This is a genomic window from Ilumatobacter sp. (genome assembly GCF_039969435.1).
GTDB lineage: Bacteria > Actinomycetota > Acidimicrobiia > Acidimicrobiales > Ilumatobacteraceae > Ilumatobacter_A.
The window spans coordinates 617,041-640,625 of sequence record NZ_JBDVNU010000036.1; the positions used below are offsets into that span (position 1 = coordinate 617,041).

Here is a 23,585-nt window from a genome sequence, read left to right on the forward strand (position 1 = left end):
CACCGACAGTAGTGTCCGCGCGGTGCGCGACCCCTGGAACGATTCCGAACTCGTCCAGCGGATCCGGGCCCACCAGCGCGACTCGCAGAGCCGTGCCCCGCTCAACGCAGCACTGTGCGGCGTCATCGCGCAGGACCGGTCGCTGCACACCCTGCTCGCCCACGCTCCGACCGAGCAGCAGTTGCCCGTGCTGCTGTTGGCCGCGATCCACTTCCTCGTGCTCGCCGAGCCCGATCACGAACTCGCCGCGTGGTACCCGAACGTCACCACCGACGCCCGCGACCCGACCGACCCGGCTCTGGCCCCGGTCCTCCACGAGTTCGTGAACGACCGGGGACCGTCGATGCTCGACCTGCTCGCGACTCGTCGCGTCCAGACCAACGAGATCGGCCGCTGCGCGCTGTTCCTGCCCGCTTTCGTGCTCGCGGCGACCGAGCTCGGACCGATCGCTCACGTCGACGTCGGGACGAGCGCCGGCCTGAACACCCTGCTGCCGCGCTACTCCTACCGTTACGACGCCGACGACGAGACACACGGCGAGGCGGACACCGAAACGGACGTCGGCGGACCCGGCGCGCGGGGTCACGTCATCGGAGCGGGTGGGCCTCTGCTGACCTGCTCGACACGCGGGTCCGGCCCCCTGCCGAACTCGATGCCGGCGGTCTCCAGCGCTCGAGGCATCGACATCGACCCTGTCGACATCACCGATCCCGTCGATGCCCGCTGGCTCCAGGCCTGCTGCTGGCCGGACCAGACCGACCGCTTCGATCGTCTCGCTGCGGCGATCGAACTGGCACGAGCGGATCCACCCGAGATCGTCACCGGCCACGCCGTGTCCGCGATCCGCCCCGTGATCGACCGGATCCCCGCGACCGAGCAGCCGGTGGTCACCACGTCGTGGGCGCTGAACTACCTGGTCCCGGAGGCTCGTCGGGCGTTTCTCGACGAACTCGACCGCGTCGGCGCTGAACGCGACATCAGCTGGGTGTTCGCCGAGTCGCCGGCGCTCACGCCCGAGCTCCCCCATGCCCCGGACCTGATCGGCGAGCACACGACCGCGCTCACCCTGGTGCGGTGGCGCGACGGAGCTCGACGCACGGAGCACCTGGCCACCTGCCACCCGCACGGCTACTGGCTCCACTGGCGCTGACGCCGGAGCGGATCGGTACGGTCGCTCTCCATGAGGTGCTTCGACGCGGTGACCGACCTGACGACCATCACACTCGACGAGATCGACGACGGTGTCGCCCTCGTCACGCTGGATCGGCCCGATCGACTGAATGCGATCACGTCGACGATGATCGACGAACTCGACCGAGTCGTCGCCGGGGTCGACCTCGATCCCGGCCTCCGTGCCGTCGTGTTGACCGGGGCCGGCCGCGGGTTCTGTGCCGGACTGGATCTGACGGAACAAGGGACGGCGCCGGGTGCCGACGACGTTCGCCCACTGGTGTCGGGCTTCATGTGGCAGGACCACCTGGCCACCTTGCACGAGCGCATCCACCGCTCACGCAAGCCGTGGATCGCTGCGGTGAACGGACCCTGCGTGGGCGGTGGTTTCGCGATGGCCCTCGCATGCGACGTCCGCACGGCCTCTCCGAGCGCGAGCTTCGGTGCGGTGTTCATGAAGATCGGGGTGTCGAACTGCGACATGGGCACCAGCTACTTCCTCCCCCGCCTCGTCGGGGCCTCGCGGTCGGCGGAACTGCTGCTGACCGCGCGGATCTTCGACGCCGCCGAAGCCGATCGGATCGGGCTGCTGAGCGCGCTCGACGACGACCCGGTGGCGCGAGCGCTCGACACCGCTCGCCTGATCCGGGCCAACTCGCCGTTCGCGACGTGGATGACCAAGGAGACGATGTGGCAGACCCTCGACGCGCCGTCCCTGCGCCACGCCCTCGACATCGAGAACCGCACGCAGATCATGTGCAGCAGCAACGGCGACGTCGCCGAGGCGAAGGCCGCCTTCGCCGAGAAGCGGCCGCCGGAGTGGTCCGGCCTCTGAAACCGGGCCGACCGGCCGCGTGGTCTGACACCGAGCGACGTCGTCGGAGGCTCGCCCGGATGGTCGGAGGTCCACGCCGGCGGCTCGGTACGAGCCCCGTTCAGCTCCCGGGGTCGGCGGCGATGAGTTCGTCGGTGGCCGCACGCAACTCGGCGAACAGCACGTCTCCGAAGTTCGCCTCGTAGGCGCCTTCGGGGTTCGCACGGACCGCCTCGTCGAGACGGTGGGCATCGTCGCCCACGAGGATGCGCCACTTCCCGGCACGCACGCCGTCGAGGATCACCGTGGACGCCTGAGCGGCGGTCATCGGTGCCATGTCGTGGAAGAGTCGGTCGGCGACCGCTGCCATCGCGCGTTCCTCCTCGGTGAGGCTTCGAGCACCGAAGTCCACCGAGTTCTGCACGATCGACGTCCCGATGTGCCCGGGCATCACCACCGAGGCCCTGACGTGCGGAGCGTTCACCGCCAGATCGGTGATCAGTGCCTCGGTGAACCCCTTCACCGCGAACTTGGCCGCCGAGTAGGCGGTGTGGGGCCGGTCGTTGCCGATCGAAGCCCAGAAGCCGTTGACGCTCGACGTGTTGACGATGTGGCCCTCGTCGGACGCGACCAGCGCGTCGAGAAACGCGAGCGTGCCGTACCGCACCCCGTGGAAGCACACGTCGAAGCAGCGCTCCCACGATTCGCGGGAGTCGGTGAACAGTGACCCACCACCGCTCAGGCCGGCGTTGTTGAACAGCAGGTTGACGTGATCGCTGTCGTGCGCGGCCAGCACCTCGTCACGGAACACGAACATCGCGGCCTCGTCGGACACGTCGGCCGAGTGCGTCGAGATGCGGATGTCCGATGCCGGCGCTGCCGCCTGTGCGAGGCGTGCCGTCTCGACCATGTTGGGTTCGGACACGTCGCACATCGAGACGTGCGCACCTGCGGCCGCGAGTTGGACCACGAGTTCGCGGCCCATACCGGTACCGCCTCCGGTGACGACGGCGATCTTTCCTGCGAAGTCCTGCATGGCGAGCGACCGTAGATCCCAGGGACACCCCGGACTCAAGCGGAACCTCCGTGATCCGACCGGGATGGATCTCAGAGGTTGGCGGTACGGTCGCCGACATGCCGCTCTCGGTGCGCTCGTCGGCGCTGACCTTCCTCGCGTTCGCGATGCCGGTCTCGATGTTCGGCGTGATGTGGCCCGACGTGCGGGACCGCTTCGGCCAGTCGCTCGGAGCGCTGGGCACGGTGTCGCTCGTGTACGGCGTCGCCCGGATGTCGACGTCCGGGCTCGGGCGCACGGCGACACGACGATTCGGCATCGGAGCCTGCTTCATCGTCGCCCTGGTCGGGCTCGTCGCATCGGACCTGATCGTGGGCTCGGCGACGTCGTGGCCGATGTTCCTCGGCGGCGTCGCCACCATCGGCGTGGTGTCGGGGTTCCTCGACTCGGTCGGCGCAGGTGTCATCGCGACCCTCGGTGATGTCGGCAGCGCAGGGATCATCCACGGGTCGTACGGGATCGGCGCCACGGTCGGCCCGCTGGTGGTGGCCGCGGTACCCGACTGGCGCTGGTCGCTCCTCGTCGCCGCCGTCGTTGCCGGTGCTGCGCTGGCGGTCGCTGTGATCGCCCGTCAGGCGTGGCCTGCGCCCCCCACAGCGGCGAGGGACACGTCGGTCGACGCCCTGGTCGGACCTCCTCCCCTCCGCCCGACGGTCGTGTCGCTGACGATGTTCTTCGCCTTCGTGGCGCTCGAGGTGACGTTCGGGAACTGGCTGTTCACGTATCTCACCGAGGCGCGTTCGATCGGCGACACGGTTGCGGCGATCGGTGTCTCGGGATTCTGGGGCGGCACGATGATCGGTCGTCTCGCGTTGGTGTCCGAGCGCGTCCGGCTCCTCGCCGACCGTGCCGGAATGCCGGTGCTCGCCGTTGCGGGCATCGTGTTCACGCTGCTCACGGCCGTCGCTCCGGGGTCGCTCGTGGTCGTCACGACCACGCTGGTCGGCCTGTCACTCTCTGCGATCGTCCCCACCCTGTCCGCCCGGACGGCCGACCGGGTGGGCACCGAACACGCTCAGCAGGTGTCGGGCTGGCAACTGTTGGCCGCGAACCTCGGAGCGATCGTCATCCCGTTCGCGACCGGTGAGATCATCGACGCCAGCAGTGCCGACGCCACCGTCGTGGTCGTGCTCGTCGTGTTCGTGATCGGCCTTCCGACGCTCGTGACCGCGCGACCCGCCGGGTCGATGCTCGGGAGCCGGACGTCGCACTGACCCCGTCGAACACGGCGCCATCGGTGGGGGTCGGTCGGGAGGCGGGAGACCTCGATGCACTCCGTCGTCGACTCGGCGGCGTCGTCACTCGACCGGCACGCGGAACCGCCATGGCGTGGCCGTCGCCCTCGTGATGCCGACACGCGGGCCGACGACGGGATGCGTCGGAGATCCCACCCCGTCGTCGACGATCGCGACGTCGGACGCGAGGAGGTCGACGCCGTCGTGGGCCGCGCCGATGCCGAGTGCCTGGCACAGCTTCCCGGGGCCGTTCGCGAGTTCGCGGTCCGGGCGTCGTCGCCTCGCTCTCATCACGTCCAGTCCGTCGACCGGCTCCACCGCCCGGATCAACACGGCCTGCCCGCTCCCCGCCGGTCCGGTGACGACGTTGGCGCACTGGTGGATGCCATAACTGAGGTACACGTAGAGATGGCCGGGCGGGCCGAACATCACAGCGTTGCGCAGCGAGAGGCCGCGGAACGTGTGGCTGGCAGGATCGTCGGGCATGTACGCCTCGGTCTCGACGATCCGCCCGGAACACGTGATCCCGTCGACGGTGACGACCAGCAACTTGTTCAGCAGGTCCGGCCCGACGACGGGAGCGTCACGCTCGAACCACCGACGGTCCGGGCGGGTCGTCACACCGACGGAGACAGTGCGCGGATCGACGTGAGTTCCGCGGCCACCATCGCTCGGTAGGACTCGACCTGCTCGGCCCGGGCGTCGGGCCCTGCAGCGCCGCGGGAGGTCCTCATCCTCACCCCCACGCCCGGTGCCACGAGAGCCGCTCCCTCGGCCCCGAGGCGAGGATCTGCGAGGACGAGTTCGGCCAGCGAACCCTTGCCCGCCAGGCACGACTGGACGTGCGCGCCGACCACGGCATGAGCCTCACGGAACGGCATGCCGTTGCGCACCAGGTGTTCGGCGAGGTCGGTGGCGGCCATGGTCTCCTCGTCGGCAGCTGCCTGCATCACCTCGACATTGAACGTCGCCGTGGCGATCATGCCGGTCAGTGCAGCGACCGCCAGCGTCACTTGTTCCACCGAGTCGAACAGCGGCTCCTTGTCCTCCTGGAGATCACGGTTGTACGCCATCGGCAGGCCCTTGAGCGTGGCGAGCAGACCGGTGAGATTGCCGATGAGGCGCCCGCTCTTGCCACGCGCCAACTCCGCGATGTCGGGGTTCTTCTTCTGCGGCAGCATCGACGAACCCGTCGCGTATCCGTCGTCGAGACGTACGAAACCGAACTCGCCGGAGGTCCACAGCACCCACTCCTCTCCGATCCGGGAGAGGTGGATGCCGATCAACGCCAGATCGAAGACCGCTTCGGCCACGAAGTCGCGATCGCTGACCGCATCGAGGCTGTTGTCGAAGGCCCGTGCGAATCCGAGGTCGGCGGCGTTGCCCACCGGGTCGATGGGGAGCGACGAACCGGCCAACGCTCCGGCGCCGAGCGGCGACACGTCGAGGCGATCGATGGTGTCGAGGAGCCGGCTCACGTCACGACCGAGCGCCCACCCGTGGGCCATCAGATGATGCGACAGCAGGACGGGCTGCGCCCGCTGCAGGTGCGTGTACCCGGGCAGGTAGGTGTCGCCCGCCTCCAACGCCTGATCGAGGAGCGCCTCCTGCATCTCGACGAGTCGCAGCGCCACGTCGCGCAGTTCCCGTTTGCACCACAACCGCAGGTCGGTCGCGACCTGGTCGTTGCGGGATCGCGCCGTGTGCAGCTTGCCGCCCGCCGGTGCGATCTCGGTGACCCGCCGCTCGATGGCGGTGTGGATGTCCTCGTCGGTCTCGGCGAAGTCGAACGACCCGGTCTCCATCTCGGCGCCGACCTGGTCGAGTGCACCGAGCACCTCGTCGCGTTCGGTGTCGGTCAGCAGTCCGACGCGGGCGAGACCACGCACGTGAGCCTTGGAGCCGGCGATGTCGTCGCGCCACATCCGCTGGTCGTACGGAAGGCTGACGGTGTAGGCCAGGAGCGATTCCGACGGACCGCCCGTGAAGCGTCCGTGCCACAGGGTCCTGGCCTGCGCGGGGAGTTCTCCGTCGCGCGCGAATTCGTGTTGGTCGTCGAGATCCATGTGTCGTGTCGATTCAGTCGATGCCGGCCAGTTGCCGGAGATGGGTGGCGAGCGTCGTGCCGTCGGGATCGGCCGACACGCACATCAGCGTGTCGTCACCGGCGACCGTGCCGATCATGCCGTCGACACGGCTGCGGTCCAGGGCCGATGCGACCACGTGTGCGCACCCGGGTGGCGTGCGCAGGACGACGATGTTGCCCGAGAGCGCGACCTCGGCGACCCACTCCCCCATGACCCGTCGGAGGTGGTCGAGGGGCGCCAGGCGGTCGGGTTCGAACTCGGGGATGGCGTACACGGAGGACCCGTTCGCCGCCCGGACCTTGACGGCCCCGATGTCGTCGAGGTCGCGCGACACGGTTGCCTGGGTGGCCTCGATGCCGACACCGGCGAGCAGCTCGATGAGTTCGGGCTGGCTGGTGATCTCGTGCTCTGCGACGAGACGGGTGATCGTGGTCTGGCGTTGGACCTTGGTGGTCATGATCCGCCACCCTCGCCGTGGGCGACCGGTCGCCGCTCGGGGCGATCGAGGACGAAGGCGAGAGCCGCCCGGGCGGCGTGCATCCGGTTGTGTCCCTGCCGGAACACGACCGAGCGCGGGCCGTCGATCACGTCGGCCGTCACCTCGAAGCCCCGATACGCCGGGAGACAGTGCATGAAGACCGCATCGTCGGCCGCGACGGCCATCACCGACGCGTCGACGGCATAGCCCTCGAATGCCCGACGACGAGCCTCCTTCTCGCGCTCCTGACCCATGGACACCCAGGTGTCGGTGTGGACGGCGTGAGCGCCCTCGGCGGCGTCGTGCGGACGAGTGGTCTGGGTGACGTCGCCGCTGCCGATGAGTGCGAGTCGTTCGAGTTCGGCGCCGTCGGCATCGAACCCGTGCGGGCAGGCCAGGCGCACGCTCATGCCCAGCAGGAGCGAGACCTCGGTGAGCGACCGAGCGACGTTGGCGTAGTCGCCGATGTACGCGACGGTCCGACCCGGCAGATCGCCCAGGCTCTGACGCATCGTGAGGGCGTCGGCGAATGCCTGGAGCGGGTGCGACCAGTCCGAGAGCATGTTCACCACCGGGACGTCGACGCCGTCGGCGTCCAACGCGGCCACCATCCGCTCGAGTGTCGAGTGCTCGAACACGCGACCGGCGATCAGTGCGTGGTAGCCGGCCATGATCCTTGCCACGTCCTCCACCGGCTCACGGGTGTCGAACCCGACTTCCTCCCCCCGGGTGTAGATCGGGTGCCCACCGAGTTGCACGACGGCCATCTCCATCGAGTGGCGGGTGCGGTTCGACGGCTTCTCGAAGATCAGCGACGCCCCCTGCCCTGCGAGCGGTGCACCGAGCGATCCCACCGGCGCCTCGGCCAGGTCGAGGACCGTCCCGATCTCCTCGACCGTGAAGTCGGTGATGTCGAGCAGGTGTCGCGTCATTGCTGCGCCCCGCTCTGGGCTTCGTGGATCTGCGTCGCGAGTGCATCGGCGATCATCGCGACCGCCTCGTCGACCTCGTCGCTCGTGACGGTGAGCGGCGGCAGCAGCCGGATGGTCCGGGGGTTCACGGCGTTGACGATCAGACCCGAATCGAGAAGATCGGCGTACGCGCGTCGGGCATCGAGTCCGTCGGCCAGTTCGACGCCGAGCATCAGGCCCCGTCCACGCACGCCGACCACGCCGGGCAGCCGCCGGACCGCGTCGACCAACTGTGCCCCTCGCTCGACGGCCAGCGACGGCGCATCGATCTCCTGCATCGTGTCGATCACCGCGTTCACCGCAGAGCACGCGATCGCCGTGCCGGAATAGGTGCTGCCGTGATCGCCGGGTTCGAACGCCGCAGCGACCTCCGTGCGCGCCCAGCACGCTCCCACCGGCATCCCGTTGCCCATCGCCTTGGCCATGGTGACCACGTCGGGCGACACACCGGCGTGCTCGAAACCGAACCAACGGCCGGTCCGGCAGAACCCCGTCTGGATCTCGTCGACCATCATCAGCGCACCGACCTCGTCGCACAGTGAGCGAACGCCCTGCAGATACTCGTCGGTCGCCGGGTTGACGCCACCCTCGCCCTGGATCGGCTCGATCAACACCGCCGCGACCGAGCCGTCCACCGCCGAACGCATCGCCTCGAGGTCACCCCAGGCGACGTGACGGAAGCCGTCGGGCATCGGCGCGAACGGTTCGTGCTTGGCCGGCTGACCAGTCGCCGCGAGCGTGGCGAGCGTGCGGCCGTGGAAGCTGCCGAGTGCCGAGACCACCGTGTGGCGCCCCCGACCCCCGTGTTTGCGGGCGAGCTTGAGTGCGCATTCGTTCGCCTCCGCGCCGGAATTGGTGAAGAACACCTGGCCGCTGTGACCCGTGGCGTCCTTCAACAACCCGTTGATCTTCACCGCCGCTTCGGTGGCGACCGGGTTGGCGAAGAAGTTCGACACGTGGAGGAGGGTCTCGGCCTGGTCACCGATCGCTTCGGCCACCGTGTCGTTCGCATGGCCGAGCGACACGACGGCGAGCCCGGCCAGGAAGTCGAGGTAGCGCTTCCCGTCGGAGTCCCACAGTTCACTGCCGCGACCACGATCGAACATGATCGCGGGAGGACCGAACACCGGCATGAACGGACACGCGTCCATCGGCGCGTGGTGGAACGCGTGGCTGGTCGTGGTGCTCATGAGTCGGTTCCTCCGATGGGGCTGGGTGTCGTGCCGTCGGTGTCCGCGCCGGCGGACGTCGTGTCCAGGCCGAGCGCCGATGCGGCCTTCGTCTCGGCGAGGTGCTCGTCGAGCGCTGCCTGGTCGGCGACGACCATGGTGCCGATGCCTTCATCGGTGAACAGTTCGAGGAGCAGGACGTGTGCGACACGCCCGTCGAGGATGTGTGCGCGACGCACGCCGCTGCGCACCGCCTGCTGGCAACTGGTGACCTTCGGGATCATCCCGCCGGCGATCGTGCCGTCGGCGATCAAACCGTCGAGGCGGTCGGCCGTGGTCTGGCGGATCAGGCTTCCTGCGTCGTCGACCTGGGAACGCAGACCTTCGATGTCGGTGAGATACACGAGCTTCTCCGCACCGAGTGCCTCCGCGATGCGGCCCGCCACGGTGTCCGCATTGATGTTGTAGGCCTGCCCGGTGGCATCGGACCCGATCGTCGCGATCACGGGGATGAATTCGTGGTCCAGCAGCCCGTCGAGGATCTCCGTGTTGATCTCGGTGACGTCACCCACGTACCCGAGTCGTTCGTCGCGCGCCTCGGCGCGGATCAGCCCACCGTCGACGCCCGACACCCCTACGGCGTACTTGCCGTGGACGTTGATCGCCGCCACGATCTGAGGGTTCACCTGGCCTTTCAGCACCATCCGGGCGATCCCGACCGTTTCGGCATCGGTCACCCGCAGCCCGTCGACGAACTCGGCCGTCTTGCCCAGCCGGGCCATCAGTGCGGAGATCTGCGGCCCCCCACCGTGGACGACGACGGGACGCATTCCGACGAGGCGCATCATCACGATGTCCTCGGCGAACAACGCGAGGGCGTCGTGCTCGGACGTTCCTGCGAGCGCGTTGCCCCCGTACTTCACGACCACGGTCTTGCCCGAGAACCGGCGGATGTAGGGCAGTGCTTCGACCAGGGTCTCGGCGCGCATCTGGTTGGTCGGCGGTGGCACCGTGTTCACGGTGCGAGTCCGATCGTGGTGAGCCCGGCGGTCTCGTCGAGGCCGAGTGCGACGTTGGCAGCCTGCACGGCGCCGCCGGACGCTCCCTTGGTGAGGTTGTCGATGGCACACATGGCGATCACGGTGCCGGTCCGCTCGTCGAGTCGCGCATTCAGGTGTGCGGCGTTCGACCCGAGCACCGACTTGGTGGCGGGCGGCGCGTCGATCACGGTGGCGAACGGTTCGTCGGTACAGAACTCGCGGAGTGCACCCATCAAACGCTCCGGCGAGCAGTCGGCGGTCGGACGGGCATAGCAGGTGGCGAGGATGCCTCTGCTCATCGGAACCAGATGCGGCACGAAGGTGACCTGTGCGCCGATCTCCTGCTCCATCTCCGGGGTGTGCCGGTGATGACCGACCCCGTAGGCGACGACGTTGGAGTCGATGTTGGTGAACACGTTGGTCTCGGTCGGGTTGCGCCCGGCGCCGGTGATGCCGGTGACGTTGTTCACCACGATTCCCGCCGACTCGATCAGATCAGCGTCGACCAGCGGGCGCAGTGCGAGCGTTGCTGCGGTGACGTGACATCCCGGCGTGGCGATCAACGATGCGCCGACCAGTTCGTCCCGGTGAAGTTCGGGCAGGCCGAACACGGCCCGTGCGAGCAGGTCCGGCTGGCTGTGCTCGAAGCCGTAGTACGTCGAGTACTGGGAGCCGTCCTTCAACCGGAACGCTGCCGACAGGTCGACGACGCAACCCACCTCCCCGACCAACCGGGGAGCGAGTTCCATCGACGCCTCGTGCGGGAGGCCGAGGAAGACCACGTCGAGATCGCGAGCCGCGTCCACGTCGAACTCGGCGAACACGAGGTCCGGGTAGGCCGCCGCGAGCGACGGGTACAGGTCGGCGACGCGTCGGCCCGCCATGGAGTCGCCGGTGGCCAGGACGAGTTCCAGGTCCGGGTGCCCTGCCAGCAGCCGGAGCAGCTCGGCGCCCGTGTAGCCCGACGCACCGATGATTCCGGCACGCCGAACCGTGCCGTTGCCCACTCCGATCGTCATCGCATGATCATACAGACCTGTGCATGGTCATGCAACGACCGTACGGTCCCGCAGACCGGCGACCGGTGTCAGACGACCGGCGGTTCCTCGAAGATCACGTCGACGCTCTCGACGCCCACCGCTCCGAGGAGCGTCTCGAGCATCTTCTCGGTGTTCGCCTCGGCCCGCTCCGACAGGTCGGTGGCGGGAACGGCCTCGAGCATCTTGTCCCCCGCCGCCACGACCAGGCTCTCCTCCCCCGTCGGGCTGTCGACGAACGCACCACCGATGCGGTCGAGGACCCCACGGTCGCGGTTGAGGACGCCGGACGAGTCGAAGTCGATCACGGGTTGCCCGAGCGTCGGCGCAGGGAGGTAGATCACGGCCTTGCCGGTCGACTCGTCGAAGACGATGCTCTCCTCGGTCAGTCGGGAGAAGTCGACGGTCGCGTCGATCGAACCCACCGCGACGTACTGGACGCGCTCGCCCGCGATGAAGTCGGGGACCCATCGGACGTCGTCCTCCTTGTCGAGGAGCACCTCGAACTGAGCCTCGGCGGCACGGAACTCGGCGAGATCGCTGATCTCGGTCAGGACCACCGGCGGCGTGCGGTCGACGGTCTCGGTCGAGAACGGCGAGCCGAGGTCGAACAGCTTCGGCCCGACGAGGAAGACGCCGACGATGACGGCCACCATCGCGCCGGCGCCGAACACCAGCACCTTGCCGCCCGTTTTGATCGAATCGAACATGACCCCGACAACGTAGTAGAGGCGTCGCGCATGCCCTCCGTCATCGCGATCACCCGTTCTGGTGACCGGGAACACAGCGAGCGATGCGCCGCTCGCCGCGCCACACTGGAGGCGTGTTCCTGACGTCTCCGCAGACCAAGGGCCGGTTGCTGCTCGCCACCCCGCCGTTGGAGGATCCCGACTTCGATCGATCCGTCGTGTACGTGCTCGAACACCACGAGGAGGGTGCCATCGGTCTGGTCCTCAACCGTCCGTCGGACGAGGCACTCGAAGCGCCCCTCGACCGGTGGATCGACCTGCAGGCCGTACCGTCGTCGGTGTTCACCGGCGGCCCCGTCGACACCAACGCGATGATCGGCATGGCCACGACGAAAGTGGTGGCCCACGAACCGGTGGAACACATCACGCCGATCAGCGGGCTGATCGCGTCCACCGACCTGTCGGCCGACCCGGCGATCGTGGCCGCACACGTCGACTCGGTCCGCGTCTTTCGCGGGTACGCCGGCTGGGGGGCCGGTCAACTCGACATGGAGATCGACCAGGGGGCCTGGCTGGTCCTCGACGCGGAGGTGGGCGACGTGTTCTCCGATCGTCCCGAGGACCTGTGGCGCACGATCCTGAAGCGCCAGCCCGGCCGACTCAGCTGGCTCGCTCTCGCTCCCGACGACCTCTCGCTCAACTGACCGGGAGCCGACGGCTGCGATCAGCGACGCCTCAGTGCGGCGATGGCGTCGTCGGCACGATCGGCGGGCACGAGGATGTGGTCGTGGTGGAATCCGGCGAGCACGTTGCACGAGATGCCTTCGTCGCCCAGCATCTTCGAGAATGCGGCGGTCAGGCCGACCGCCGCGAGGCTCGAGTGCACGGTCAGCGACAGCCACGCCATGTCGACCACGACATCGAGCCCCACCCGCCGGGCCGATTCGACCGGGAGGACCAGCGTGGTCGTGTCGCCCTCGGTCACCATCGCGTGGGCGCTCGCCAGGAGCTCGGGCGTCGGCACCTCGAGGGAGACGAAGGTGTAGGTCCCGGGGCGCCGGACGACGTCGAGCGAATCGAGCATGGTCTGCAGATCCGTCTCACCGGGGCCGTTCATCGCCGTCAGCTCCGCAGTTCGACGCCGAGCTTGCCGGCGGCGGTATCGATCGCACGACGCACCTCTGCCACATCGGCGTCGGTGAGGTTGCGGTCGGGTGCCTGGAGCCGGATCCGGTACCCGAGCGCCCGCGTGCCCGGTCGCTGCGGGTCACGGTAGTTGTCGAAGAGGTCGAGGTCGACGAGGAACTTCCCGGCGCCCTGACGGACCGCCTTCTCGACTTTCTCAGCCGGCACGCCGTCGGCGGCCACGAAGGAGAGGTCGAGGTCGCTCGACGGATACCTGCTGGTCGACTTCCACTGCGACGGCTTGGGCCCACGAGCGAGGAACTGGTCGAGATCCACCTCCAGGATGGCCACCCGTTCGCTCACGCCGAATGCTGCGAGGACATCGGGTGCGACCTCACCGACGGCACCCAGTGGGTCCTTTCCGGCCTGCAGCGTGGCGCTGCGGGTGGCGTGCAGACCGGCGGGCACGGTGGTCTGGTCGATTCGTGCGCCGCCTCCGAGCGAGGCGGTCAGCTCACGCCACACCGCCATCGCCGCCGGTGCCTCGGCTCCCGCCAGCACCACCGTCAACTGCTCGAACTCGCCGGGGAGGTCGCCCTCCGCCGGCGGGTAGACGTGGCCGATCTCGAACAGCGAGGCGCGAAGACGTCGGTGCGACTCGTTGAACGCGATCGAGCGGAGGAGCCCGGGGCGCAGCGACGTGCGCAACACGCTCTCGTCGCTCACGAGGGGGTTGGTGATCCTGATCACGTCGGTCGCCAGACCCGCCCGTTCGAGGGTGTCGGGCGCGAGGAACGGGTTCGGCATCGCCTCGGTGACACCGAGCCCCAGCAGGACCTGGCGGACCTGGCGACGGCGCTGTTGGTGGACGCTGAGTCCGCCGTGACCGGCAGGCTTCGGGACCGAGGAGCCGAGCTTGTCGTAGCCGTGATGACGCGCGATCTCCTCGATCACGTCGATCTCGGCGGTCGAGTCGAGGCGCCAGGTCGGCAACACGACCGTTCGCGTGTCGCCCGCGCCCGAGACCGTGTATCCGATCGGGTCGAGCAGAGCCGGGAGGTCGTCGGCGGTCAGATCGGATCCGATGATCCGGTTCACGTTCCAGAGGCGCACCTGCACGGACCGTTCCGCTGGCATCAGTTCGGCGGAGCGAGCGTCGACCATGCCCTCGTGGACGACGAGGTCGGGGCAGGTCTCGGCGAGCAGTTCGGCGAACCGGGAGATCGCCGTCGGCATCCCGTAGGGGTCGACGCCACGCTCGAAGCGTTGCGACGCCTCCGAGCGCAGACCGGTGCGGGCGACGGTCTGGCCGATCCCGACGAGGGCGAACCACGCCATCTCCAGCGCGACCGTCGTGGTCCTGGTCGAGATCTCGGAGTCGAGCCCGCCCATCACACCACCCAGACCGATCGGAGTGTCGTTCGCGTCACAGATCAGCAGGTCCTGCTCCGAGAAGGTCCGGTCCTCCCCGTCGAGCGTGACGAGGTGTTCGCCGTCGGCGGCCATCCGGACGCGGAACCCACCGCCGCCGAGCGCGTCGAGGTCGTAGGCGTGGTTCGGCTGGTTCAGTTCGAGCATCACGTAGTTGCTCACGTCGACGACGTTGTTGATCGGGCGCATCCCCGCCGCCGTGAGACGACGTTGCATCCACGGAGCGGATTCGCCGACGACGACTCCCGACAGGACGGTGGAGGTGAAGCGAGCGCACCGGTCACCGGCGACGATCTCCACCGGAGCCGACCGCGAATCACCCGTTGCCGCGAACGTCGGCGCCGGCGGGCGGAACTCGACGCCGAGCTTCGCGGCCACGTCGCGAGCGATGCCCACGTATCCCCAGCAGTCCGGACGGTTGCGGGTCACGTCGGCATCGATCAGCACGTCGGGGGCGATGCCGAGTGCGTCGCCGTAGGGCAGACCCAGCGGCGTGTCGGCGGGAAGCAGTCGGATCCCGGAGTGGTCGTCGCCCATGCCCAGCTCCTGGGCCGAGCAGAGCATGCCCTCGCTGTCGATGCCGAGGATGCCGCGCCGCTCGATGGTCATCCCGTTCGGCATGGTCGTACCGAGAGTCGCCAGCGGGACGACGTTGCCCTCGGAGATGTTGTCGGCCCCGCACCACACGTGACGCTCTGCACCGTCGCCGGCGTCGACGAACACCCGCTGGACCTTCGCTGCATCGGGGTGCGACTCGAGGCGCACGATGCGCGCCGTCACGACGCCGTCGACCGTTGCGCCGACGTGCTCGATCGCATCGACCTCGAGACCCAGCGACGTCAACGTTCCGCAGAGGAGAGCGACGTCGGCCTCGTCGGTCGGATCACCGAAGTCGCCGTAGTCGTTCAGCCAGGACATCAGGATCTTCATGAGAACTGCTCCGTGAATCGAAGGTCGTCGGTGAACATCTCGCGGATGTCGGCCACACCGTGACGCATGATCGCCATGCGATCGATGCCGAAACCGAACGCGAACCCGCTCCACTCCTCGGGGTCGATGCCGCCGGCGATCAGCACGTCGGGGTGCACCATGCCGCACCCACCCAACTCGATCCACGATCCGTCGGGACGTTGGATGTCGAACTCGGCGGAGGGTTCGGTGAAGGGGAAGTAGCTCGGACGCAGGCGCGAATTCCATGCCTGACCGAAGAACGCCTTCGTGAAGGCGTCGATCGTGCCGGCGAGGTCGGCCATCGAGATGTCACGGTCCACGACCAGGCCCTCGATCTGATGGAACACGGGCATGTGCGTGGCGTCGGGAGTGTCCCGCCGGAACACGCGACCCGGAGCGATGATGTGGATGGGCGGAGCCTGCGTGAGCATCGTGCGGATCTGGACGGGCGACGTGTGCGTTCGCAGGACCGTCGTGCCCGCCTCGCCACCGGGCGGCACGTGGTCGACGAACAGCGTGTCCCACTCACCGCGAGCGGGGTGCCCGACCGGCATGTTCAGCGCTTCGAAGTTGTGCCAGTCCGTCTCGATCTCCGGCCCCTCCGCCACACGGAACCCCATCCCGACGAACACGTCCTCGAGACGCTCCCAGGCCTGCGTGACGAGATGAGCGCGGCCACGGGTGGGCTTGACGACGTACTCGGTCAGGTCGAGACGCTCCGACTCGACCCGTGCGGACAGGGCCTCGGCGTCGACCGCGCTGCGACGCTCCGCGAGTGCTGCATCGACGGCGGCGATCGCTTCGTTGATCGCCGCCCCGGCGGCCTTCTTGTCGTCGATCGAATCGAGTCGACCGAGTTGCTTCTTCAGTCCGGCCAGCTCGCCCTTCTTTCCGGCGTAGCGCGTGGTCATGGCAGCGACGTCGTCGGGTGACGTGGCCTCGGCGATGTGCGCGAGCGCTGCGTCACGAGCAGAGGTGATGTCGGAGATCATGGGAGATCAGCGGTGTCCTTTCGAAAGGAACGGTCGTGGTCGAGGGACCGGTTGTGGGCAGGAGCGAACGGGGACCCCGGTGTCAGCCGGGGAACGGAAATCGCTGCAACCGCATCGTCACCCCGTCGATCGTAGCGTCACGGATACGTTGGAGCGATGGACCGTTTCGACGTGATCGCCGTCGGATGGACGTACCGATGAGCGACCGCGAACCGGAGTCGCCACTCGCGCTCCAACTGGCGGTACGTGTCGAGAAGGTCGATCCGCCGACCACTGCAGCGATCTGTGCGGCCTCGATCCTCGCCACGATCTCGCTGCTCGAGGACGAGCGGAGCCAGGCCGACGGGCCGTGGCACGGCGCCGTGGCAGCGTGGAACGGCGACCGCATCCGCAAGATCGTGCGACGCGGTCGAGCCTCTGCGTGGCAGCGAGCGCAGGAACCCGACGGTGTCACCGTCGAGCGCGACGGCGCAGAAGTGCGTGCCTTCGTCCCCGGTCCACTCGACGAGGCACCCGACGCACTGGCCAAGCTCCAGATCCAGTCCACGCCACTCGACGACGTCGAACGCGTCGATGTCGCGCCGGAGGGGACCGGCCTGCTGGTCGCCGTGACCCCGGAGTTCGACATGTCGTGGGGCAAGCAGGCAGCCCAGTGCGCCCACGCGGGCCAGTGGGCGTGGATGCGATCCGACGCTTCGATCGTCGAACGCTGGAATGCGCACGGTCGGCCGATCACGATCGTCCATCCCACGAGGCGACTCTGGTCGTCGCTCGTCGACACCGCGCCGGTGCGCATCCACGACGGTGGGTTCACCGAGATTCCGGCCGGAACCATGTCCGCGATCGCATGGTGGTCGACCGACCTCCGGTGAATGGCGGTCGACCGACCTCAGCTGAGCCGTTCGCTCGACGAACCGGCGAGCATCAGGAAGGCGGGACGGCTTCGGCCAGACGGATCCGGTTGCCGTCGGGATCGGTGACCTCGATGTCGCGCGCCCATGGCATCTCGTCGGGTTCGACACCGAAGTGCTCGGCGAGCTGATCGATCGCCTCGACCCACACGTAGAGCAGACCCGGCCCGGGTGCGTCACCGGCGTGTTCGGACAGATGGATCAGCGCGTCGCCTCGCTGGATGCCCACGTACGCGGGCATCCCGGCAGCGAAACGGTGCTCGAACGCCTGCTCGAAACCGAGCTGTCGGTACCACTCGACCGAGCGCCGTGCGTCTGCCACACGCAGGATCGGGACGACGAGCGTGCTCACCCGGTCGGTTCCCTGGCCAGGTCGTCGACGATCTCGGCACCGATCGCCAGGAGCACCGTGGGGGCGGCGTGGACCTTGCGGTCCCGGCTCCCGCCACCGAGGATGATCTGTGGACGTTGCATCACGCGAGCGTCGACCCAGATCGGCAGGTCGGAAGGCAACCCGAACGGCGTGACGCCGCCGATCTCCATCCCGGTGATCGCCACGGTGTCGTCACCCGAGGCGAACGATGCCTTCTTCACACCCAGTCGGTTGCGGACGACCTTGTTCACGTCGAGTCTGGTGGTGGCGAGCACGATGCATGCGGCGTACACGACCGGGTCGGACTTGCCGATGACCAGGATCGTGTTCGCCGAGTCGTCCGGTGAGAACCCGTAGGCCTCACAGAACTGGGCCGTGTCGGCCAGCGCCGGATCGCATGCGACGATCTCGTACTCCGATCCGGTCGCATCGAGTTGCTCGATGAGTGCGTCGGCCACGCCGTGAATCTAGACCGAACGCTGCCGTGCCGCTTCGAACGCGAGCACCGTCGCTGCCATGGCGACGTTCAACGATTCGGTCCGGCCGGCGTGCGGGATGGTGACCCACCGGCCGATCGGGCCGACCTCGTCGTTCCATTCGTCGGGGAGCCCGGCGGCCTCGTTGCCCATCACGAGAGCGATCCGACCGGTGAGATCGGCGTCGGTGTAGCGGTCGACGGTGCGGTCGGGAAACGCGTGACTGCTGGTGCCCACGAGCCTGAGTCCGCCAGCGACGACGTCGTCGAAGGTCGCCTCGATCACCGGCACGTGGAAGATCGCTCCGGCAGACGACCGCACCACCTTGGGGTTGTAGGGGTCGACCGACCCGGGCGTCAGGACGACCGCATCTGCACCCGCTGCCTCGGCCGACCGCATGATCGTGCCGAGGTTGCCGGGGTCGCCCACCCGGTCGAGCATCACGACGAAGGAGGCGTGCGCCAACACGTTCGTCACGTCGTGTCGAACGGACTCCACCACCGTCAGCGGAGGCTGAGGCCGCACGGTGGACCCCAACCGTTCGAGCACGCCCTCGGCCAACTCCACGACGTCGCCCGCTCCGTCGACCGCGGCGTCGGAGCCGATCGGGACGAACTGCGTGAGGCATCGGGCTCCGGAACGAACCGCCTCCACCGTCGACGTCGGCCCCTCGACCACGAACAGACCCGTGTGTCGACGCTCCGTCCGGTCCGCCAACAGACGTCGCAACGCCTGGACCCTCGGATTCTTGAACTCCGATCCACTCGCCTCTCGATCGCTCACCACTCCATCGTAGCCGCCCACCGGTGTTCACTCTGATGTTGACTTTGTTGAGTCGGCATGTATCATGTTCCATGTATCCGAGAGGATACGAATCGACCATCACCACGATTTCGAGAGGAGACATCCCATGCTCGTCATGAACACCCCCTTCCGTGAACTCGACTCCTGGTTCGACCAGGTCGCCGGCCGAGCCCGATCGACGGGCGAGGGGCACACCGCCGCGATGGACGCGTATCGACGCGACGGCGACGTCTGGGTCCACGTCGACCTCCCCGGCATCGCCGCCGACAGCCTCGATGTCGCCGTCGAGCGCAACGTGCTGACGATCACCGGCGAGCGCAACTGGCAGCGCCACGACGGAGACCACGTTTACCTCAGCGAGCGCCGCCGAGGCGTCTTCCGCCGCCAGGTCACACTCGGCGACGGACTCGACGCCGACGCGGTCGAAGCCGACTACTCCGACGGGGTCCTGACGCTGCGCATCCCGATCGCCGAACGGGCCCAGCCCCGCAAGATCTCGATCTCGACTCGATCGACGCCGGCGAGCCCCGCCGCGATCGACGCCTCGGCGACCGAGGCCTGATCGTCCACGCCGGGACCCGCGGCGACAACCCACCGAACCAGCGAACGGTCCGTGCTTCCCCCGCACGGACCGTTCCGCGCGTCGGCCCGGCGTCCCGTCGGGCCGTCCGGCCGAAAACGCCGGGAGGCCGCACCTCGCGGTGCGGCCTCCTGTCGAGTTCCCGGATGACGGGCGACTCAGCGTCCGATCAGAGCGATGCCCTGGCCTTCTCGACCAGCGACGCGAACGCCGCTGCATCGGTCACGGCGATGTCGGCGAGGATCTTGCGATCGACTTCGACGCCTGCGGCGTTGAGCCCGGCGATGAAGCGGCTGTAGCTCATGTCGTTGAGACGACACGCAGCGTTGATCCGCTGAATCCACAGGCGACGCATCTCGCCCTTGCGTGCGCGACGGTCGCGGAAGGCGTAGTTGCCCGACCGCATGACCTGCTCGTTGGCGGCACGGAACGAACGGCTCTTGTTGCCGTAGTACCCCTTCGCCTGCTTGAGGACCTTCTTGTGGCGATTCGTCTTGGTGACGCCACGTTTCACTCGTGCCATGTCTCTACTCCTCTACTGCTTCTGTTCTCGTGTGCTCAGCGCTCGGCCAGCATCCGCTTGACGCGTCGCACGTCGCCGGGGTGCACATCGGCGTCACGGTCGAGGCGGTGCTTGCGCGCCGACGACTTCGACTGGAACTTGTGCTGGTTGTTCTGCTGCTCGTGACGGAGTTGGCCCGTCCCGGTCTTCTTGAACCGCTTCGCGGCGGTCTTGGATGTCTTCATCTTCGGCATGTCATGCTCCTTCTGATCCTGTGTCAGCAGCCTCGGCGTCGTCGGCCGGGGCGGCTTCTGCGTCGGCAGCGGCTTGCTTCGCTGCGTCCGCAGCTGCCTTCTTCATGGCTTCTTGGGCCTGTTTGTCGGGTGACAACACCATCGACATGGAACGACCTTCGAGTCGCGACCTGCTGTCGAGTTTGGCCGCAGGCCCGACCGCTTCGATCACGTTGTCGAGGATCTTCGCACCGAGGTCCGGGTGGGCCATCTCGCGGCCTCGGAACTGCAGTGTGACCTTGACCTTGTGGCCTTCGTCGATGAAGCGGATGACGTTGCGGGTCTTCGTGTCGAAGTCGCCCTTGCCGATCTTGGGTCGGTACTTGACCTCCTTGACCGACACGTTGGTCGAGTTCTTCCGCGCTTCTTTCGCCTTCTGGTCTTCCTCGTACTTGAACTTCCCGTAGTCCATGATGCGACACACGGGCGGCTTGGCCTGAGGTGCCACTTCGACGAGGTCGAGGTCGAGGCCACGTGCCATGCGCAGCGCTTCGGGGACCGCCTTGATTCCGAGTTGGTCACCGCTGGGTCCGATGAGTCGGACTTCGCGGCTGCGGATGCGGTCGTTGATGCGGTGCTGTTCGGCACGCGGTTCTGGTCGTCGCGGTGCTATGAGACTTCACTCCTGTGCAAATGGGCCTCCCCATGTTCGAATGTTGGTGCTCGACGCGAAGTCCGCGGAGCGACCGTCACTCGACCGCCGACGACCAGACGGTCTCGACGTTCAGGTGGCTGTCCCAGCCTCAGTACCTGGACACGTGCCTGACTTCTCTCTCTCGAGGTGACCGGCGGTGGACAGGTGGGGATTGCTCCCACTTCGAATCAGTTGCGCCCGACGATGGTACCGCGCCGACTCCTCGAAACCTCCGGAGGCGAGTCTCGGTAGCGTGACCCCCGTGACCGACGAGAACACCGAGACCGACCACATCGACCACGACACCGACGCCTTCTCCGGCGAGATCCCGGGCCTCGACGAGCTCCAGGCCCAGTTCGACCAGATGAGCCCCGAGGAGCAGGAACAGATCGCCGAGGCCCAGCAGGCGATGGAGGAGACCCGGGCTCGCCTCGCGAGCGTGCCGGCCGAGGTCGTGGTGACGAACCACGTGATGGGCCTCTACGAACTGGCGGCGATCCACCTCTCCGCCGAGCAACCCGACCTGGCCCAGGCGGCGCTGGCGATCGACGCCCTGGCCTGTCTGGTCGACGGACTCGGCAGCCGCCTCGGCCCCGAGGCGCCCACGATGCTCGACGCCCTCCAGAACATCCGCCTGGCGTTCGTCCAGATCAAGGGCCGGGCCACGGCAGGGTGACCCCGTCGGCGGCGCGCACCGAACTGGTCACGCTGCTGCAGATGGCGTACTCCGGGGAGCGGGCCGCCGCGTACGCCTACCTGGGTCACCGCCGATCGCTGTGGCGGGCGAAGCGTGGAGCGGATCGCGCGATGCTCGCGGGCGTGCTGGTCGACGAGATCCGACACCGCCGCATCGTGCGACGGATGCTGCGTCTCCTCGACGCCGGGGCCGACGAACGACGCGAGCGCAGGATGCGACGGATCGGGCTCACCATCGCTGCGTTCTGTCGGGTGGGAGGCTGGTACGCGCCGATGTACGGCGCCGGCAGACTCGAGCGGGGAAACATCGTCGAGTACGAGGTCGCGGCCCGGCTCGCTCATCTGGCGGGCCACGACGAGTTGGTCGACGAGCTGCTCGAACTCGCCGAGGTCGAGTGGGACCACGAGCACCTGTTCCGCACAGCAGCGTCGACGCATCCGCTGTGGCGGCTGTCGCCGAAATGGCCGGAGACCACCCCCCGTGCGACGATCCGGTCGGCATTCGACGAGTTCCTGGCCGGACGGGAGCCCGAACCGGCACTGCGGTGGAACCCGTTGCGGTGACGGCTCACCCGCTCGGTCAGCGGTCGTCGCGCCGGAATCGGCCGATCGGCGCGTCGAGCACCCGACCACCGGCCACCAACACCTCCTCGGCGACGAGCAACTCGGCCTGCAGCGCCGGGTTCGACGTCCGGATGCGGCCCTCGGCGTTCACCACTCGCCACCACGGCACGTCGAGCGTGGTCTCACGCAGGATCCGTCCGACCAGTCTCGACTGCCTCGGGTACCCGGCGACGTCGGCCACGTCGCCGTAGGTGGTCACCTCGCCTTCGCCGAGCGACATCAGCACGTCGATGATCCGCCGTTCCCTGAGGACTCGCTCGTCGGCCACGTCGTCGCAGTCAGGATCGGATGTTCGACGCTTCGGCTCGGCCGAACTTGTGCAGCAGATCGAACTCGACCTCGACGCCGACGGCGACGTCCCTCGTGCCGTCGGCGATCTCGATGCAGTGGAAGAGGTACCGCTCCCCTGTCGACGACTCGACCTCGCCGAGGCCGACGGCCGCATCGAACGACACGACCCGGCCGGTCGCGCCGCGCCCTCGCCCACGCGCCAGTTCCGTCACGGGTGCATCCGGCGGGTCGGGCTCACGGGACGATCTTGGAGATCGGCATCTCGAGCAGGTCCGTGGCGCCGGCGTCGCGCAGGTCCGGGATGACGAGGTTGATGGTCGACTTCTCGATCACCGATTCCACCGCGTACCCACCGTCGGACAGCGGCGAGACGGTCGGCGACTTCATCGACGGAAGCACGGCGAGCACGGCGTCCTTGTGCTCGTCGTCGACGTTCAGCTTCAGCAGCACCTTGCCTCGGGCATCGAGGACCCCGTTGAGCAGCGTCATCACCTGCTCCATGGCCTTGCGCTTGTCCGGGTCGGCGTGGGCGATCGGGTTGGCCACCACTTCGGTGTAGCTGGTGAGGATCGTGTCGATCACCTTCAGACCGGCGGCGCGGAGGGCACGGCCGGTCTCGGTGATCTCGACCACGCAGTCGGCGATGTCCGGGATCTTCGCCTCGGTGGCGCCGTAGGACAACCGGATGTCGGCCTCGACGCCGTTGGCCTCGAAGAACCGGCGGGTGGATTCGAGGTACTCGGTCTGGACGCGCACGCCGTCGGGGAGGTCCTTGACCGACGCTGCGGTCGAATCACCTGCGACGGCCACCACCATGCGAATCGGTCGCGCCGTGTTCTTGGAGTACTTCAACTCGCCGAGGCTCTCCACGACGCTGCCGGTCTCCTCGACCCAGTCACGCCCGGTGATGCCGATGTCGAACAGTCCCTCCGCCACGTAGGTCGGGATCTCCTGGGGTCGCAGGATGCGCACGGAGTCGATGCGGGGGTCGTCGATGGTGGCCTGGTAGTCGACCGAGGAGTTGCGTTGGACCGGGAGGTCCGCTGCTTCGAACAGTTCGAGGGTGGCCCGCTCCAGCGAACCCTTCGGAAGGACCAGTCTCAGCACGTCGCCGAGGCTACCGGCGTGGCGTTGCGA

At 68.1% G+C, this 23,585-nt stretch carries 29 protein-coding genes; 8 read left to right on the forward strand and 21 right to left on the reverse strand.

The features are described from left to right. Positions 1 to 22 precede the first annotated feature (22 nt). Complete coding sequence (locus ABJK40_RS20140; protein WP_348482537.1) at positions 23 to 1,150, forward strand: DUF2332 domain-containing protein; 1,128 nt, start codon at positions 23 to 25, stop codon at positions 1,148 to 1,150. 30 nt (positions 1,151 to 1,180) lie between these two features. Then, the gene (locus tag ABJK40_RS20145; RefSeq protein ID WP_348482538.1) at positions 1,181 to 2,005 is read left to right on the forward strand and encodes an enoyl-CoA hydratase/isomerase family protein; all 825 of its coding nucleotides are present in this window, start codon (positions 1,181 to 1,183) and stop codon (positions 2,003 to 2,005) included. Positions 2,006 to 2,105: 100 nt separating this feature from the next. On the opposite strand, the gene ABJK40_RS20150 is transcribed toward ABJK40_RS20145, so the two are convergent. Next, positions 2,106 to 3,020: an SDR family NAD(P)-dependent oxidoreductase gene (locus ABJK40_RS20150; RefSeq protein ID WP_348482540.1), complete on the reverse strand. Its 915-nt coding sequence runs from the start codon at positions 3,018 to 3,020 to the stop codon at positions 2,106 to 2,108. Between the two features lie 98 nt (positions 3,021 to 3,118). Here ABJK40_RS20150 and ABJK40_RS20155 point away from each other — a divergent pair, with 98 nt between their 5' ends. After that, positions 3,119 to 4,273, forward strand: coding sequence for an MFS transporter (locus ABJK40_RS20155; protein ID WP_348482541.1), 1,155 nt, complete (start codon positions 3,119 to 3,121; stop codon positions 4,271 to 4,273). An 84-nt stretch (positions 4,274 to 4,357) separates the two neighbouring features. Here ABJK40_RS20155 and ABJK40_RS20160 read toward each other — a convergent pair whose 3' ends face one another. From ABJK40_RS20160 to ABJK40_RS20195, 8 genes are all read right to left on the reverse strand, one after another. Beyond that, positions 4,358 to 4,915 carry a DNA-3-methyladenine glycosylase gene (locus ABJK40_RS20160; RefSeq protein WP_348482542.1) on the reverse strand — a complete coding sequence of 186 codons (558 nt, stop codon included), beginning with the start codon at positions 4,913 to 4,915 and terminating at the stop codon, positions 4,358 to 4,360. Further along, entirely contained in the window at positions 4,912 to 6,360 is a 1,449-nt protein-coding gene (gene argH / locus ABJK40_RS20165; protein ID WP_348482543.1) for an argininosuccinate lyase, read from the reverse strand. Before argH ends, ABJK40_RS20160 begins: the two co-directional genes overlap by 4 nt. A gap of 13 nt (positions 6,361 to 6,373) precedes the next feature. After that, complete coding sequence (gene argR / locus ABJK40_RS20170; RefSeq protein ID WP_348482544.1) at positions 6,374 to 6,838, reverse strand: arginine repressor; 465 nt, start codon at positions 6,836 to 6,838, stop codon at positions 6,374 to 6,376. Beyond that, positions 6,835 to 7,791, reverse strand: a complete 957-nt coding sequence (locus tag ABJK40_RS20175; protein ID WP_348482545.1) for an ornithine carbamoyltransferase — start codon at positions 7,789 to 7,791, stop codon at positions 6,835 to 6,837. Before ABJK40_RS20175 ends, argR begins: the two co-directional genes overlap by 4 nt. After that, entirely contained in the window at positions 7,788 to 9,020 is a 1,233-nt protein-coding gene (locus tag ABJK40_RS20180) for an acetylornithine/succinylornithine family transaminase (RefSeq protein WP_348482546.1), read from the reverse strand. Before ABJK40_RS20180 ends, ABJK40_RS20175 begins: the two co-directional genes overlap by 4 nt. Then, positions 9,017 to 9,988, reverse strand: coding sequence for an acetylglutamate kinase (gene argB / locus ABJK40_RS20185; protein ID WP_348482668.1), 972 nt, complete (start codon positions 9,986 to 9,988; stop codon positions 9,017 to 9,019). Before argB ends, ABJK40_RS20180 begins: the two co-directional genes overlap by 4 nt. A gap of 26 nt (positions 9,989 to 10,014) precedes the next feature. Further along, positions 10,015 to 11,058 (reverse strand): N-acetyl-gamma-glutamyl-phosphate reductase, encoded by a 1,044-nt coding sequence (gene argC / locus ABJK40_RS20190; protein ID WP_348482547.1) that lies wholly within the window; start codon positions 11,056 to 11,058, stop codon positions 10,015 to 10,017. A 68-nt stretch (positions 11,059 to 11,126) separates the two neighbouring features. Further along, on the reverse strand, positions 11,127 to 11,786 hold the full coding sequence (locus tag ABJK40_RS20195; protein WP_348482548.1) for a DUF4230 domain-containing protein: 660 nt from the start codon (positions 11,784 to 11,786) through the stop codon (positions 11,127 to 11,129). Between the two features lie 113 nt (positions 11,787 to 11,899). Between ABJK40_RS20195 and ABJK40_RS20200 the strand changes: the two genes are divergently transcribed. Next, complete coding sequence (locus tag ABJK40_RS20200; protein WP_348482549.1) at positions 11,900 to 12,469, forward strand: YqgE/AlgH family protein; 570 nt, start codon at positions 11,900 to 11,902, stop codon at positions 12,467 to 12,469. Between the two features lie 20 nt (positions 12,470 to 12,489). Here the strand turns inward: ABJK40_RS20200 and ABJK40_RS20205 are convergent, their stop codons facing one another. The 3 genes from ABJK40_RS20205 to pheS are packed head-to-tail and all read right to left on the reverse strand — an operon-like array spanning position 12,490 to position 16,264. Then, on the reverse strand, positions 12,490 to 12,882 hold the full coding sequence (locus tag ABJK40_RS20205) for an ACT domain-containing protein (protein ID WP_348482550.1): 393 nt from the start codon (positions 12,880 to 12,882) through the stop codon (positions 12,490 to 12,492). Between the two features lie 5 nt (positions 12,883 to 12,887). Next, complete coding sequence (gene pheT, locus ABJK40_RS20210) at positions 12,888 to 15,251, reverse strand: phenylalanine--tRNA ligase subunit beta (protein WP_348482551.1); 2,364 nt, start codon at positions 15,249 to 15,251, stop codon at positions 12,888 to 12,890. Further along, complete coding sequence (gene pheS, locus ABJK40_RS20215) at positions 15,248 to 16,264, reverse strand: phenylalanine--tRNA ligase subunit alpha (protein WP_348482552.1); 1,017 nt, start codon at positions 16,262 to 16,264, stop codon at positions 15,248 to 15,250. The genes pheT and pheS overlap by 4 nt, the downstream gene beginning before the upstream one ends. Before the next feature lie 197 nt (positions 16,265 to 16,461). On the opposite strand from pheS, the gene ABJK40_RS20220 reads away from it, so the two are divergent. Next, complete coding sequence (locus tag ABJK40_RS20220) at positions 16,462 to 17,136, forward strand: hypothetical protein (RefSeq protein WP_348482553.1); 675 nt, start codon at positions 16,462 to 16,464, stop codon at positions 17,134 to 17,136. 52 nt (positions 17,137 to 17,188) lie between these two features. On the opposite strand, the gene ABJK40_RS20225 is transcribed toward ABJK40_RS20220, so the two are convergent. Genes ABJK40_RS20225 through ABJK40_RS20235 form a run of 3 tightly spaced genes read right to left on the reverse strand, consistent with a single transcriptional unit; the run spans position 17,189 to position 18,807 of the window. After that, the gene (locus ABJK40_RS20225) at positions 17,189 to 17,527 is read right to left on the reverse strand and encodes a glyoxalase superfamily protein (protein ID WP_348482554.1); all 339 of its coding nucleotides are present in this window, start codon (positions 17,525 to 17,527) and stop codon (positions 17,189 to 17,191) included. Continuing rightward, entirely contained in the window at positions 17,524 to 18,006 is a 483-nt protein-coding gene (locus ABJK40_RS20230) for a YbaK/EbsC family protein (protein WP_348482555.1), read from the reverse strand. The genes ABJK40_RS20225 and ABJK40_RS20230 overlap by 4 nt, the downstream gene beginning before the upstream one ends. A gap of 9 nt (positions 18,007 to 18,015) precedes the next feature. After that, complete coding sequence (locus ABJK40_RS20235) at positions 18,016 to 18,807, reverse strand: RNA methyltransferase (RefSeq protein WP_348482556.1); 792 nt, start codon at positions 18,805 to 18,807, stop codon at positions 18,016 to 18,018. A gap of 127 nt (positions 18,808 to 18,934) precedes the next feature. Here ABJK40_RS20235 and ABJK40_RS20240 point away from each other — a divergent pair, with 127 nt between their 5' ends. After that, positions 18,935 to 19,390: an Hsp20/alpha crystallin family protein gene (locus tag ABJK40_RS20240; RefSeq protein ID WP_348482557.1), complete on the forward strand. Its 456-nt coding sequence runs from the start codon at positions 18,935 to 18,937 to the stop codon at positions 19,388 to 19,390. Positions 19,391 to 19,577: 187 nt separating this feature from the next. Here ABJK40_RS20240 and rplT read toward each other — a convergent pair whose 3' ends face one another. Genes rplT through infC form a run of 3 tightly spaced genes read right to left on the reverse strand, consistent with a single transcriptional unit; the run spans position 19,578 to position 20,816 of the window. Beyond that, positions 19,578 to 19,931: a 50S ribosomal protein L20 gene (gene rplT, locus ABJK40_RS20245; RefSeq protein WP_348482558.1), complete on the reverse strand. Its 354-nt coding sequence runs from the start codon at positions 19,929 to 19,931 to the stop codon at positions 19,578 to 19,580. A 35-nt stretch (positions 19,932 to 19,966) separates the two neighbouring features. After that, the gene (gene rpmI / locus ABJK40_RS20250; RefSeq protein ID WP_348482559.1) at positions 19,967 to 20,164 is read right to left on the reverse strand and encodes a 50S ribosomal protein L35; all 198 of its coding nucleotides are present in this window, start codon (positions 20,162 to 20,164) and stop codon (positions 19,967 to 19,969) included. A 1-nt stretch (position 20,165) separates the two neighbouring features. Further along, complete coding sequence (gene infC, locus ABJK40_RS20255) at positions 20,166 to 20,816, reverse strand: translation initiation factor IF-3 (protein ID WP_348482669.1); 651 nt, start codon at positions 20,814 to 20,816, stop codon at positions 20,166 to 20,168. Between the two features lie 283 nt (positions 20,817 to 21,099). Here infC and ABJK40_RS20260 point away from each other — a divergent pair, with 283 nt between their 5' ends. Together ABJK40_RS20260 and ABJK40_RS20265 are read left to right on the forward strand one after the other, a co-directional pair. Next, positions 21,100 to 21,513 (forward strand): hypothetical protein, encoded by a 414-nt coding sequence (locus tag ABJK40_RS20260; protein WP_348482560.1) that lies wholly within the window; start codon positions 21,100 to 21,102, stop codon positions 21,511 to 21,513. Then, a complete protein-coding gene (locus ABJK40_RS20265) occupies positions 21,510 to 22,097 on the forward strand; it encodes a hypothetical protein (RefSeq protein ID WP_348482561.1) in 588 nt (195 codons plus the stop codon). The genes ABJK40_RS20260 and ABJK40_RS20265 overlap by 4 nt, the downstream gene beginning before the upstream one ends. 16 nt (positions 22,098 to 22,113) lie before the next feature. Here ABJK40_RS20265 and ABJK40_RS20270 read toward each other — a convergent pair whose 3' ends face one another. The 3 genes from ABJK40_RS20270 to hisG are packed head-to-tail and all read right to left on the reverse strand — an operon-like array spanning position 22,114 to position 23,555. Next, entirely contained in the window at positions 22,114 to 22,425 is a 312-nt protein-coding gene (locus ABJK40_RS20270) for an MGMT family protein (RefSeq protein ID WP_348482562.1), read from the reverse strand. 10 nt (positions 22,426 to 22,435) lie between these two features. Next, entirely contained in the window at positions 22,436 to 22,660 is a 225-nt protein-coding gene (locus tag ABJK40_RS20275; RefSeq protein WP_348482563.1) for a hypothetical protein, read from the reverse strand. Between the two features lie 22 nt (positions 22,661 to 22,682). Next, positions 22,683 to 23,555 carry an ATP phosphoribosyltransferase gene (hisG, locus tag ABJK40_RS20280; RefSeq protein WP_348482564.1) on the reverse strand — a complete coding sequence of 291 codons (873 nt, stop codon included), beginning with the start codon at positions 23,553 to 23,555 and terminating at the stop codon, positions 22,683 to 22,685. Positions 23,556 to 23,585 lie beyond the last annotated feature (30 nt).

Excerpts from the sequence above, each read along its gene's own strand:
- ABJK40_RS20155 (WP_348482541.1), top strand. The coding sequence starts at position 3,119 with ATGCCGCTCTCGGTGCGCTCGTCGGCGCTGACCTTCCTCGCGTTCGCG.
- argC (WP_348482547.1), bottom strand. The coding sequence starts at position 11,058 with ATGACGATCGGAGTGGGCAACGGCACGGTTCGGCGTGCCGGAATCATC.
- ABJK40_RS20150 (WP_348482540.1), bottom strand. The coding sequence starts at position 3,020 with ATGCAGGACTTCGCAGGAAAGATCGCCGTCGTCACCGGAGGCGGTACC.
- ABJK40_RS20175 (WP_348482545.1), bottom strand. The coding sequence starts at position 7,791 with ATGACGCGACACCTGCTCGACATCACCGACTTCACGGTCGAGGAGATC.
- ABJK40_RS20205 (WP_348482550.1), bottom strand. The coding sequence starts at position 12,882 with ATGAACGGCCCCGGTGAGACGGATCTGCAGACCATGCTCGATTCGCTC.
- argR (WP_348482544.1), bottom strand. The coding sequence starts at position 6,838 with ATGACCACCAAGGTCCAACGCCAGACCACGATCACCCGTCTCGTCGCA.
- ABJK40_RS20195 (WP_348482548.1), bottom strand. The coding sequence starts at position 11,786 with ATGTTCGATTCGATCAAAACGGGCGGCAAGGTGCTGGTGTTCGGCGCC.
- ABJK40_RS20220 (WP_348482553.1), top strand. The coding sequence starts at position 16,462 with ATGAGCGACCGCGAACCGGAGTCGCCACTCGCGCTCCAACTGGCGGTA.
- argH (WP_348482543.1), bottom strand. The coding sequence starts at position 6,360 with ATGGATCTCGACGACCAACACGAATTCGCGCGCGACGGAGAACTCCCC.
- ABJK40_RS20240 (WP_348482557.1), top strand. The coding sequence starts at position 18,935 with ATGCTCGTCATGAACACCCCCTTCCGTGAACTCGACTCCTGGTTCGAC.
- pheS (WP_348482552.1), bottom strand. The coding sequence starts at position 16,264 with ATGATCTCCGACATCACCTCTGCTCGTGACGCAGCGCTCGCGCACATC.
- argB (WP_348482668.1), bottom strand. The coding sequence starts at position 9,988 with ATGCGCGCCGAGACCCTGGTCGAAGCACTGCCCTACATCCGCCGGTTC.
- rpmI (WP_348482559.1), bottom strand. The coding sequence starts at position 20,164 with ATGCCGAAGATGAAGACATCCAAGACCGCCGCGAAGCGGTTCAAGAAG.
- ABJK40_RS20145 (WP_348482538.1), top strand. The coding sequence starts at position 1,181 with ATGAGGTGCTTCGACGCGGTGACCGACCTGACGACCATCACACTCGAC.
- rplT (WP_348482558.1), bottom strand. The coding sequence starts at position 19,931 with ATGGCACGAGTGAAACGTGGCGTCACCAAGACGAATCGCCACAAGAAG.
- ABJK40_RS20180 (WP_348482546.1), bottom strand. The coding sequence starts at position 9,020 with ATGAGCACCACGACCAGCCACGCGTTCCACCACGCGCCGATGGACGCG.
- pheT (WP_348482551.1), bottom strand. The coding sequence starts at position 15,251 with ATGAAGATCCTGATGTCCTGGCTGAACGACTACGGCGACTTCGGTGAT.